Genomic DNA, 12,778 nt, shown 5'->3' on the forward strand with positions numbered 1-12,778 from the left:
ACGAGATTACAAAAGAAGGGCAACTTCGTCTTTATTACAAGACGATATTAAAAACTGAAATTATGGGTAAACTGAATATGAAAGAATGGATCAGCCAAACGATCCAACGTAAGGAAACGATTGCAATTCCGATCATGACACATCCGGGTATCGAATTTATCGGGAAAACGGTGCATGATGCGGTAACAAACGGGCAGGTTCATTATGAGGCTATCAAAGCTCTTTGTGACAAGTATCCGGCTGCGGCAGCAACCGTTATCATGGATCTGACGGTAGAAGCGGAAGCTTTCGGGGCAGAGATTATCTTTCCGAAAAATGAGGTGCCCAGTGTGTCCGGCCGTTTACTGGCGGATGAAGCTGCTATTGAAAAGCTGGAAGTTCCGGCGTTGAATAAAGGAAGAATCCCGGAATATCTTAAAGCAAATATGCTGACAGCCAGAAATGTTACAGACCGTCCGGTTTTTGCCGGTTGCATCGGTCCTTATTCGCTGGCCGGACGTTTGTATGATATGTCGGAAATCATGATGCTGATTTATATTAATCCCGATGCAGCCAATACGTTATTAAGAAAATGCAGTGACTTCATCACCCGCTATTGCATGGCATTGAAAGCAACCGGTGTGAACGGTGTAATCATGGCTGAACCTGCTGCAGGACTGTTATCCAACGAAGATTGCCTGCAATATTCTTCTTTATTTGTGAAAGAAATAATAGAGAAGGTACAGGATGAGCACTTTGCCGTAGTGCTTCATAATTGCGGAAACACAGGGAATTGCACGCAAGCGATGGTTTATACCGGTGCAGCCGCTTACCACTTCGGGAATAAAATTAAGATGGAGGAAGCGTTGAAAGAGGTTCCGACCGATGCACTGGCAATGGGAAATCTGGACCCGGTGAGCCTTTTCAAGATGGCAGGCCCGGAGACTATGAAGGAAGCGACTTTGCAACTATTGGAGACTACCCGTGCATATCCTAATTTCGTATTGTCAAGTGGTTGTGATATTCCGCCACATACGTCTTCTATTAATATAGACGCATTTTATACCGCATTGGAAGAGTTCAATAATGGTTGAACAGGAACTTACTTACCAGAAACTGCAAATCCCATCGTCCGATATCTACGAAGCGATGGGATATAAAGATTCTATGCCGGATGGAATGGTTATAGAAGAAATAAATACGTTACTTGACCGTATCACTCCCCTTCTTCGTCCCCGTTTTTTCTTTTTCCTCACTGACGGACTGCTTGACACTGAAAAAGCAACACTGACTGTAAAAGATACGGTTCTCTCAATCAGTAAAACCATTGCCCGCCAACTACGGGGTTCGGAAGCCTTTGCCTTTTTTACTGCAACTGCCGGAGTTGAATTTGAGAAGTTTCAACATCTGCTTCAGCAAGAGGACGACATGGTGAAAGTATATATAGCAGACTCATTAGGGAGCATCATTGCAGAAAAGGCTGCTGATTGCATGGAAGAGAAGTTGGCTGCATTTATCGAAAAGAGAGGTTGGAAGCACACTAACAGATACAGCCCCGGCTATTGCGGATGGCACGTATCGGAACAACAAAAACTATTCTCCTTATTTCCGGTCGCTTCGCCCTGTGGTATTCAGTTGACAGATTCCAGCCTGATGATTCCCATCAAATCTGTAAGTGGTATTATTGGAGTGGGTTCTCATGTCCGTAAGCTGGAATATACTTGCGGGCTGTGTACGTACGAAAATTGCTTTCGTAGAAAATAGTTTCACCACAGAGGACGCAGAGACACGGAGTCTTTTTATTATTAGATAATAATCTCTGCGTCCTCTGTAGTGAATAAAAACTAGTGACCATTGAAGAAGATGTAAAGCCCGATCATAGTCACAATAAGTAATCCCCATAGGATAAGAACAATTCGTGCAGGTTTGTCCTCTATCTTTTCCATATTCAAGATGCCCAATTGCGGAGACTTATCCCACAGGCTGACTACTATCATGCCTATTCCGATGATAACGAATAAGTAGAAGGAAAGCAGCATAAAATGGGGCCATGCATCATATTGTTCTGCCGGAAACACCCATAAATACAAGATTCCTACTCCGATACTGAACACTGTTCCCAATGTTAGAGCCATATTAGCTGCCAGAGTAGTGGTGCGTTTCCAGAACACGCCAAAGAGAAATACAGCTGCCATCGGAGGAGCTATAAATCCCAGTACAGACTGGAAAACATTAAACAAATTCAGTCCCTTGATGCTGTCGATCGCTATGGTTATTATCACAGAGATCAGTGCACCGACTACCGTAACCACTTGTCCCACTCTGATAATCTCTTTCTGTTTGGCCTGCGGTCGGATTTTCTTCACATAGATATCCATCGTGAATACCGTACTTAATGCATTCAATGCAGAGCCGACAGTACTTACCAATGCTGCTGTCAATACAGCCAATACCAAGCCGACCATTCCTGTCGGGAACAAATGAGTCACCATTGTCATATAAGCCTCATCGGGATTCTCCAATTGTGGGAATAAAGCGAGGCAGATAATGCCGGGAAGAATGTAAAGAGGTACATCTAATATTTTCAACCATCCGGTAAAGTTGGTTCCCATCTGTCCTTCTTTGAGATTCTTGGCAGCAAGAACCGGTTGCACCATCGACTGATCCGTACACCAGAACCAAACTCCCATAATAGGATAACCCAGGATAATAGGTAGCCAGGGAAAAGCCGGGTCATCATTTGGATAGAAAAGATTCCAGTAATCCGCCGGAACGGCATCCACCAGTGCTCCTACACCACCCACTTTATAGATTCCCATGATAGCCAGTGTGGCTGATACTACAATCAACAGTATCATTTGATATACATTCGTGTAGGCCACAGCTTTCAGTCCGCCGAGCATCGTGAAGAAAGCGGAGATGACAAGTAACAGCAATGCCGATTGCCACATAGGAATATCGAAGACCTGACGGATCAGGACTCCACCGGCAAATAAAGTCAATGCAAGCCATGAAATAAGAATGGTAATAATGGTATACCAGGCAAGGATGTTACGGGTAGATTGTCCGAAACGTTTTCCCATAAATTCGGGCAATGTCGTAATGCGACTACCCAAATATCGGGGAGCAAAGACAAAAGCAAGCAGACATATAAAGACAAATGCATACCAGGCATAATTCCCCGAAACAATACCAGTAGTAAATCCGGCACTTGCGGAAGCTATCAACATGGAAGGTCCGACATTCGTCCCCCACATGGAAAAGCCGATATGATACCATCTCAACGAATTCTCCGCAAGGAAAAGACTACTCCCCTTTTTTCGTTTAGAACTTGCCCATATACCAATAGCTATCAAAATAAGGAAGTAGGCAATCAGAATACTCCAATCTAATGTCTCTAAGAATTTCACATGCATAATTCAAGTATTAAATAAGTAACGTAAGTTTAAATCTAATTTTCTTTTAGGCAAGGATTACATGGATTTCACGGTTTTAATAGGCTATGTAATTAAGAGCCGTGTTGATCCGTGTAATCCGTGCCTTTTTATTCTATTTTTTATTTCCAATCAGTTCTTTGGCAACTGCTACGGCTGTATTCGCATTATCACTATATCCGTCTGCACCGATTTCGTCAGCAAACCCCTGACTGACGGGTGCTCCGCCAATCATCACTTTCACCTGATTACGAATACCGGCCTCTTCCAATGCCTGAATAACCTCTTTCATATACGTCATGGTAGTAGTCAGCAATGCGCTCATGCACAAGATGTCAGCATGGTTTTCCTTCACAGCTTCCACAAACTTGTCACAAGTCACATCAATACCAATATTTATGACTTCAAAGCCGCACCCCTCCAGCATGGAAGCCACCAGGTTTTTACCAATATCATGGAGATCTCCTTTCACTGTACCGATGACAATCTTACCGATTGTAGTGGAAGCACTTCCTGCCAATAAAGGTTTCAGTAGTTCCAAAGCCCCTTTCATGGCACGTCCTGCCATCAACAGTTGGGGAACAAAAGCCTTTCCATCCTGGAAACGTTGTCCCACTTCGCCCATTGCTTTAATCATATAATTATTGATAATCATTTGGGGAGCTACTCCTTCCGCAATGGCTTGTCGGGTGATTTCAACCGCAGGTTCCAGTTTCCCGGCAACAATGGCTTCATACAGAGGTTTCAGTTTATCCTCTTGCTGGTGTTGTTCTTCCCGTATACAAATACGTTCCTGTCCGGTAGCTGCCAAGTCGGTATCCTGTTGATGTTCATTGGTATTTACAGCGGTAGAAGAACCGGTATATTCTTCAACAATCCGCATAGCCTGCTCCACTTCCTTTTCGTTATGGAAATCCATTTCCAAATGTACACCGTCCGCGCCGATATGATCCAATAGAGGTTTTAGTTCGTCTAATGTCACCCAGCAAGCCATCACGCTCTTTCCGCCTGCCAGAATCTTCTTATACAAATCGTACCATTTGGGAGATCCTCCTTGTGGTTCGCCCACTCCGGGAGTCCATTGAATCGCATTCAATTCTTCAATTTCAAGCAAGGCAGGCAGGTGATGCATGGCTCCCACTCCATCCAGATGATAAAGGGTATAATCAATCTTCTGACATTGTTCACGAATAAAAGGTTGCACAAACCGGCGATAATCATCCTGACTAATCATGGTCGAAATATCACTTTGCAATTTACTCATCTTTCCGGGAGCCCAGGACGAGAAATAACAGAAAGCCATCTCGTCGCCTTCACGGATGATGTCGTATAGTTCATCAAATACTTTGAAGTAGATGTCGTTGATTTGCTGCATCTGTTGTTCCAAGATTTCGGGCTGCATCACTGTGTCCAGTAATACCCTATCCGTTCCTTTCAGTGCGGCCAGGACATCCAGTCCTTCCATCAGGTCGGGCATACCGACAAAGTAGTGTCCGTTGGCTTTCGCTTTGCAGGCTTTCAGGAGTTCTTTATGAAGAATCCAGTTCGGGTGTTCGGGGTTAAAGACTATTTCATCGGTGAAATCCGGGTTGGGATGAATCCAAATGGTGTCTTCCCCGCCTTCAAACACTCCGCCTAAAATGGCGGCTAGAGAACCGGGACCCAGTTGGGTATTCGCAACCGGAAGAATATCGGCCTTCAGACTGCTGTGCGCCACATACCAATCCAGATATTCCGCTCTCCATTGAGGGTCGAACCACTTTTGTGACAGGTCTTTTGCCGGTGCGGGAGACGTTATCTCTGCATGTGGTTGCACTCCTTCCTGGAAGTGCTCCCACATATTGAGAATGATTCCTTTATGGTTCCACCAATTTATATAACGTTGTTTTGTTTCTTCTAAATTACTCTTCCATGTTTTCATACTATACTAAATTAATTAATTTTCTACCACAATCTATCATAGTCCAAAATCCTTTATAATCATTATCTATGCGTAAAGCCATGCTCTTGCTTAAATCCATTTCATCCGTACAGTCCACGTCTTCCGGATAGATGGGTATCACGGCATTTGCACGCACATATACGGGCATTTCTTCCAATGGAACGTATACGTCTTTCAGCCAGCATGCTCCTTCCAGACGTTCTCCCGTAAAGAAGTTCACCCATTTTCCTTCGGGAAGATAGATATCCCGACGGTTCTCGCTGTTCATCACCGGAGCTACCAGGAAATCATTGCCGAAATAGTATTCATCATCCACATGCCAACAAAGTTTATCTTCCGGATGATGCAGAATGAGTGCCTGCAAGAGCGGATAGCCGCTTTCTATGGCTAGTTTACTTTGTTCTATGATGTATGGAATGAGCGAATAACGCAATTTCCACCACTTTTTCACCAACGGAGCTATGGCCGGATAGTGCCAGGGTTCACGCTTATTGGTTCCGTGATAACGGATATGCGATGTGAATACGCCGAATTGAGTCCAACGCATGTACACATCATCTGCTACTACCGAGTTCATAAAATTGGGCAATGTATGGAAGCCGGGAACATCATGGCTCCAAAAAGCAAATCCCGACAGACCGAAATGCAGACCGCCTTTCAGAGAACCTGCCATTCCATCCCAAGAGCTACATGAATCGCCTCCCCAATGCAAAGGATAACGCTGGCATCCCGCCCATGCGGAACGTGCCCAGACAATGCCGTCACCTGTCACTTCTTTCGTAATTTCGTAAGCGGCCTTTTGATAAAGCAAGGCATACAGGTTGTTCAACAATTCCGGCTTCATACCTTTATAGAGGGCGTCCATGTGGATGTTTTCACCGAAATCGGTTTTGATACAGGTTACTCCCATATCCAGGAGTTGTTTCAATAGTCCTTTGTACCATTCGGTTGCTTTCGGATAAGTAAAGTCGATTGTTCCGGCATAATCCAGGGCGGAGAAGTTGGAACCATCGGTCGCTTGTTGTTTGGTCAATGGGGCTATATAATCATTGGCTCTGGCTTCATCAATCTGCTCTGCATTTTCCGCAACGTATGGAAGTTGCCATAAAGAGACACGATAGCCGTTCTTTTTCAACCGCCCGATGAATCCTTTCGGATCGGGAAACCGTTCGTCATTGAATTTCCATTCGCAGAGCCAATCGGTACGGAACCAGCCCGTATCCAGATGAATGACATCACAGGGATAGTGTTCGGCACGCATGCGGTCGCATATTTCATCTACTTCATCGGCACTGAAATAAGTCATACGGCTCATCCAAACGCCAAAACTCCAAAGAGGAGGCATAGACGGATAGCCGGTCAGGTCACGATAACCGCGAAGAATATCTTCCATCGTATCACCGCCTATTACAAATACATCCAACAATGCCTGGTCGCTTAGAAACTGGACGGAACGGGTGGAATGTCCGGCCAGCGAGAGCTTGCTATGAGCACATGTATGGTAGAATGTTCCATACATGCGGCTGGATAGATAGAAAGGGATATTCTTATAAGTACGCCGATTATTGACTCCTTGCCCGTCCTGGTTTTTTAGGAAAAAAGTCTGTCCGCTTAAGTCCATTTTAAAGAAACGTTCTCCGGTTCCGGCAAAACATTCATCGGGCTTACATTCAAAAGAAAGCGTTGCACGTTCTTTCCGACCGTCGCGTTTGCAAAAGGCAACAGGTAGCGCATCGTAGCGGGGAGGCGAAAAATGGTCGTAGGCTGACAAGCGGATTTCACGCTTTCCGTCAGGGTATAAAGTGATGTCAAGCGTTTCTTGAGGGTCGGGTAGCAATTCGCTCCATCGGTCTAATAGAGGCTCTTCCACATTGATAATGGCACGCTTCGTTCCGTCTTCCGTCGAAAGAATCCATTTTCCTTTTTGTTCTTTTATAAACAGGGGCACTTTCTGAATCCGGTCACTGAATTGTAGCATTTCCGACTCATCTGTCAGTACATAATCGCCGAAGCCAAGAAACAGGCGGGTGATGCCGATGTTATACTGACGGATGATTAACGTATATTCCTCCTGGGGAACATCGGTATCCGCCATCATATCGTTAGCCAGCTTTTGCTTCTGAAAGGGAACTGTTACGTAAATATCTCCTTCCTTTTCATAAACAGCCGTTGGCTTGTATGCTTTCCAAAGCGACTCATTCCTTGATAACTCGGTATCGAAATCAAGGAAATCAAATAAGTGGTAGTTCGTTGGTTTCATCTATTTTATTGATTAAATATCGTTTATTGATTACTATAATTATCATATTAGTTTGAATGATTACCATACTAGTCTAGTTCTAATGATTATTACACTAGTTTATTGATTGCTATACTAGTACATTGATGACTATGTTAATCCATTGATTTGTTTCAATCTTGCTTTATTCTTCCGGCTTTGTACTTAATACTGTCCGCCACTTGAGGCCCGTTATTCTTCCACACGTTCTTTTTCCCGGGGCGGTTCGAATCAAAACGTTCAGCGGGACACCAGTTGTTTTCCATTGTATATCCGTCCGTAGCTTCATCCAGATAGATATAAAAAGCACGGTCATTCGTAGCGTAGGGGGCTTCGATTAAATGTTCGATCCGGTTATTTCGCATGACGGAACCCGGCTGGTTGGAAAGAGTATACAGGCCGCCTGCATCGTATAGCCGACGGGCAAAGTGATGTATATAGTTTGCTTCTATCCGGTTGTTGCACATTCCGCTCTCCAGCGATGTCCATCCCCAGCCTACACAAATCCCTGAATAGTTCAGATGGCAGACTTCATTATGAGAAATATCCATGTTTCTGACATATCCGGCGCCGATACCTACACATCCCCAGTCTTCATTAGTCACATTACTGATGAAATTGTTTCTGATAGTAATATGGGAACATAATTCCCGTACGTCAGCAGGAATAAAAGGAATGTGCGTCTCAAATCCTCCGTCCGGAAATGCACCGACCAGTAAAGCCGTTCCTCCAATATCCGTAAATTGACAATCTTCGACGCTCGATGCTGTAACGGCCCATTCATAATCCAGTCCGGTGGACGATAAATGACGGAAGGTGCAATGCTTGAAATCAATATGCTCGGCACCTCTTACACGTATTGCCGTTTCGGGACGGGTGATCCAGGCTTGGTTCTCCAGTTCCGCTTTTTCCGGAAGCCCCGGTTCCTGTAGTTTATAGGCATCCAATAAAGGAAATCCCCCTTGCAAGGTGACGTGTCCCTGATAAGAAGGACGCATCCAGGAGGTATGCGCAAAAGTAATTCCGTTAAATTGTATATGTTTTACCGGACGAGACAATGTACCGTCTATGGTCACTAAAGTTTCCAAGGTAGGGATAATCACTTCAGCTGTTTCCATATTTTCGCTCGCCTGCGGATAATAGTAAATCGTGCCGGAAGGATATTCCTGGAACCATTCACCGGGTTGGTCCAGCAATTCCAGTGCATTGGTCAGGCAAAAGGAAGAATTTCCTTTCTCTCCTCCGATGACGGGTTGCGGCCAGGGATGCGCAAACTCCAGGTGACTTTCAGGTTCATGGAAGCGAACTACAGCTTGTCCGTCTTTCACGTCTATACTTTTCACGCGCAAAATAGCAATTGCCCAGCGTTGATGGACAATCATTTCCAATTGACCGGCATTTTGTAGTCTTTCCGAATTTACACTTTGAGAAACGGGGATCGCAATTGTCTGCTCTTCCGGATTGAAGTCAATCATTCGTTCCAATCCTCCGTCAGGAAATTGCGCAGCTCTTTGAACTTTATGACCGTTCACCCACATTTGCCGGGTTTCTACCCTTCTATTTCCTATTAGGGGAGCCTCTGCCGACCATATCTTCTGCCTTAGCTTTTCAGGAATTGCCGGATGATTGCATCCACGCTTCCACCCCGTAACAGCAACTCCACCACTAATCACAGGATGAGCACCATCTACTGCACAAATCACTGTTGGAGAATCGGGTGTCCCACTATCTTCCGGACGAAGAAACAGAGAATTGCGCTGGGCATAAACACCCTCTTCCAAACGAATATAAATTCCTCCGGCTACTTCCGGCCGATTCAGTCTACGCCATTCACGAGCCTGCTTGATTGCCCGGTTTAATGTATTAAACGGGGCTTCCTTTGTCCCGGGATTCTTATCATTCCCCTGCAGGGATACATAAATTTCTCCCGCAAAAAGCGAGGGAAACCACCCCAAGAAAATGATAAAAGAAAGATAAGTAAAAGTCTTTTTCATGGTACTACCTCAATGTGCTACTTCAATAAAGACGAACGCACATCGATTTAGTACTCTATGTAAAGGCAATAGATAGGTTATTCTTACGAATGTTTTACAACATCAAATAGGTTACCGAATAAGACCTATGATAAATTGATAACAAAAATAACCGCAGACAACGAACTTCAGTAAAGTTCCGAATATAAATCCGAGTAAAGAGCCCACACCTGATTTAAGTGCCTGCGAGAACTCTTTATTTCCTAATAGTTCACCAATCACCGCCCCTAGAAACGGACCGAGAATAATGCCCCAAGGCAAGAAAAGAAGACCGACAAGGGTTCCTATGATACATCCCCAATTACCCCATTTACTACCGCCACTATATTTACTTCCCAGCATCGGAGTGAAATAATCCAATACCTGCAAAACAGCTACAATCAATAACCATACGATGAATTGTGTCGTAGAATATTGTACCTTATCCGTGAAGTGCAGAATAACCAACCCGACATAAGCAATAGGCGGACCGGGAAGAAACGGCAGAATACAACCAGCTAACCCGGCTATCATACAAAGGGCACTAATTACAATCAAAATAATGTCCAACATAATCTATTTTTTTAGTTCTGCACAAAAATACAGTATCTTTCAGTAAAAACAAGCTAACCCCGAGAATTATTTCCGCCCCTTCACAGCTGTTTCAGAATAGTTTTGCGAAGGCTGCAATTCTTAGTGTGAATGAGTTTTTCCAATACTTTTTTGAGGATGCCTCGTACCCAACAAGAACTTTTACTATCTTTGTGTCGTTAACGCTATTAATAAGCAAGTTATAATATAAGAAATCAGCAGGAGGACAGGAAATGGATCCAATGGAATATATAGTACCCAACAGAAAGCGTTTGCCTTACGGTATGATGAACTTCGCAGTCATCCGCCGCGAAGACTATTATTATGTAGACAAAACCCGCTTCATTCCTATGATAGAGCAGGCAGACCGGTTCTTTTTCTTCATCCGTCCCCGCCGCTTCGGCAAAAGCCTCACGCTGAACGTACTGCAACACTACTACGATGTGCGTACCCGCGATAAGTTCAACGATTTATTCGGCGACCTCTACATCGGGAAGCATCCCACAGCAAACCGCAACAGCTACCTGGTGCTTTACCTTAACTTTTCAGGCATCACCGGCGAACTGAACGATTATCGAAAAGGACTGGATGCACATTGCCAAATCCGCTTCGACTTCTTCTGTGAAGTCTACTCCGACCTTCTACCACACGGCATCAGAGAACGATTGGACGAAAAGGACGGGGCTGTCAACCAACTGGACTATTTGGTTTCGGAGTGCGAACGTGCCGAACAGAAAATGTATCTCTTCATCGACGAATACGACCACTTCACCAACGCCATCCTTTCCGATGCGGAAAGCTTGCACCGCTACACTGATGAAACGCATGGCGAAGGTTATCTGCGTGCTTTCTTCAATAAGGTGAAGGCAGGAACTTATTCCAGCATAGAGCGTTGTTTCATCACCGGCGTAAGCCCCGTAACGATGGATGACCTGACGAGTGGCTTCAACATCGGCACGAACTACTCACTTACACCCCAATTTAACCAAATGATGGGGTTCACCGAAGAAGAAGTGCGCGAAATGCTGACTTACTATTCAACAAACAGCCCTTTCCGCCATACTGTTGACGAACTAATTGAAATAATGAAACCGTGGTACGACAATTATTGCTTCGCACAGGATTGTTACGGTGAAACTACCATGTACAACTCCAACATGGTGCTCTACTTCGTGAAGAATTACATAGATAACGGCAAAGCACCACGAGAAATGATAGAAGATAATATACGTATCGACTATGAAAAGCTGCGTATGCTCATTCGAAAGGATAAGGAGTTTGCACACGATGCTTCCGTCATTCAAACTTTAGTGAGTCAAGGCTATATCACCGGTGAACTGAAGAAGGGTTTCCCTGCCGTCAACATCACCAATCCAGACAATTTTATAAGCCTGCTCTACTATTTCGGAATGTTGACCATTAGCGGAATAGATAAAGGCAAGACCAAACTGACCATTCCGAACCTGGTGGTTCAAGAGCAGCTCTACACTTATTTGCTGAATACCTACAACGACGCAGACTTAAATTTCAGCAGCTACGAAAAGAGCGAACTTTCAAGTCAGCTCGCCTATGATGGCAATTGGCAAGCCTATTTCGGTTACATTGCCGACTGCCTGAAACGTTATGCATCCCAGCGTGACAAGCAAAAGGGCGAATTCTTCGTTCACGGCTTCACCTTGGCCATGACTGCGCAAAACCGCTTCTACCGTCCTATCTCCGAGCAAGATACACAAGCGGGTTACGTCGATATTTTCCTCTGTCCCATGTTGGACATATATTCTGACATGAAGCACAGCTACATCGTTGAGTTGAAGTACGCCAAATATCGCGATTCTGAAAACCGTGTGGAGGAATTGCGTCAGGAAGCCATCGCCCAGGCCAACCGCTATGCCGACACGGACACGGTGAAACAAGCTATTGGCTCCACGCAACTACACAAGATTGTAGTGGTATATAAAGGTATGGAAATGCGGGTATGCGAAGAGTTATAATGAACAATCTCTTCACCCTTCACTTTTCCTTGTATTATCCTATCTATAAGCAGTTTATAGGTGAAGGGTGTTCCCTTCACCCATCCTTTCACGTGTAAGCGTCTCGTAAGCGTCTCCGCGATTCTATATAGTGTATTAAAATAAAAAGGCTAATGATCCCTTTTTAGTCATTAGCCTTTTCCCATCTGTCAGGAAGCAGTTCCCTGTATTTTTCAATTGGTGTGTTCGGTTGCCATTCGGCTGTTCTGTTTATCACATCCGTGAGATACTCAAATAAATTCACTTTATGCATCCTACAAGTGAGTGCTATTGTATAGAGTATGGCGCCTCGTTCGGCCCCCTTATGGCTGCCGAAGAACAATGAGTTTTTTCTTGATAAGGATATGTACCGGTTCATCCGTTCAACCATATTGTTGTCCAGATAAGTGTCACCATAATTAAAGATGTCCACCACTGCATTCCACTCATTGCGAAGATAGGTAATGGCTTCCTGCAGTTCGCTCTTAGGTAACAAATCCCCCGTTCTTCTATTTCATCAAGCACATCTTTTT

8 protein-coding genes and 1 pseudogene are annotated in these 12,778 nt (G+C 44.5%); 3 read left to right on the forward strand and 6 right to left on the reverse strand.

Annotated features, from left to right (window positions below; genetic code table 11):
* Positions 1-62: 62 nt before the first annotated feature.
* Positions 63-1,073 carry a methylcobamide--CoM methyltransferase gene (locus HMPREF9010_RS15750; RefSeq protein ID WP_004297447.1) on the forward strand — a complete coding sequence of 337 codons (1,011 nt, stop codon included), beginning with the start codon at positions 63-65 and terminating at the stop codon, positions 1,071-1,073.
* On the forward strand, positions 1,066-1,743 hold the full coding sequence (locus HMPREF9010_RS15745) for a vitamin B12 dependent-methionine synthase activation domain-containing protein (protein ID WP_008648255.1): 678 nt from the start codon (positions 1,066-1,068) through the stop codon (positions 1,741-1,743). The genes HMPREF9010_RS15750 and HMPREF9010_RS15745 overlap by 8 nt, the downstream gene beginning before the upstream one ends.
* A gap of 80 nt (positions 1,744-1,823) precedes the next feature.
* Here the strand turns inward: HMPREF9010_RS15745 and HMPREF9010_RS15740 are convergent, their stop codons facing one another.
* The 5 genes from HMPREF9010_RS15740 to HMPREF9010_RS15720 all read right to left on the reverse strand — a co-directional run bounded on the left by HMPREF9010_RS15740 (position 1,824) and on the right by HMPREF9010_RS15720 (position 10,218).
* Positions 1,824-3,395, reverse strand: coding sequence for a sodium:solute symporter (locus tag HMPREF9010_RS15740; protein ID WP_008648257.1), 1,572 nt, complete (start codon positions 3,393-3,395; stop codon positions 1,824-1,826).
* Between the two features lie 133 nt (positions 3,396-3,528).
* Positions 3,529-5,334 (reverse strand): corrinoid protein, encoded by a 1,806-nt coding sequence (locus tag HMPREF9010_RS15735; RefSeq protein WP_008648260.1) that lies wholly within the window; start codon positions 5,332-5,334, stop codon positions 3,529-3,531.
* 1 nt (position 5,335) lies between these two features.
* Positions 5,336-7,615 carry an alpha-xylosidase gene (locus HMPREF9010_RS15730; protein WP_008648261.1) on the reverse strand — a complete coding sequence of 760 codons (2,280 nt, stop codon included), beginning with the start codon at positions 7,613-7,615 and terminating at the stop codon, positions 5,336-5,338.
* A gap of 152 nt (positions 7,616-7,767) precedes the next feature.
* The gene (locus HMPREF9010_RS15725; RefSeq protein WP_008648263.1) at positions 7,768-9,627 is read right to left on the reverse strand and encodes a right-handed parallel beta-helix repeat-containing protein; all 1,860 of its coding nucleotides are present in this window, start codon (positions 9,625-9,627) and stop codon (positions 7,768-7,770) included.
* A gap of 111 nt (positions 9,628-9,738) precedes the next feature.
* Positions 9,739-10,218 (reverse strand): DUF456 domain-containing protein, encoded by a 480-nt coding sequence (locus tag HMPREF9010_RS15720; RefSeq protein ID WP_004307315.1) that lies wholly within the window; start codon positions 10,216-10,218, stop codon positions 9,739-9,741.
* Positions 10,219-10,469: 251 nt separating this feature from the next.
* Here HMPREF9010_RS15720 and HMPREF9010_RS15715 point away from each other — a divergent pair, with 251 nt between their 5' ends.
* Positions 10,470-12,227 carry an AAA family ATPase gene (locus tag HMPREF9010_RS15715; RefSeq protein WP_008648265.1) on the forward strand — a complete coding sequence of 586 codons (1,758 nt, stop codon included), beginning with the start codon at positions 10,470-10,472 and terminating at the stop codon, positions 12,225-12,227.
* Positions 12,228-12,390: 163 nt separating this feature from the next.
* Here the strand turns inward: HMPREF9010_RS15715 and HMPREF9010_RS15710 are convergent.
* Positions 12,391-12,778 (reverse strand): annotated as a pseudogene (locus HMPREF9010_RS15710) (IS66 family transposase); the annotation flags it as partial.

The sequence above is a fragment of the Bacteroides sp. 3_1_23 genome (genome assembly GCF_000162555.1).
GTDB classification, from domain to species: Bacteria; Bacteroidota; Bacteroidia; order Bacteroidales; family Bacteroidaceae; genus Bacteroides; species Bacteroides ovatus.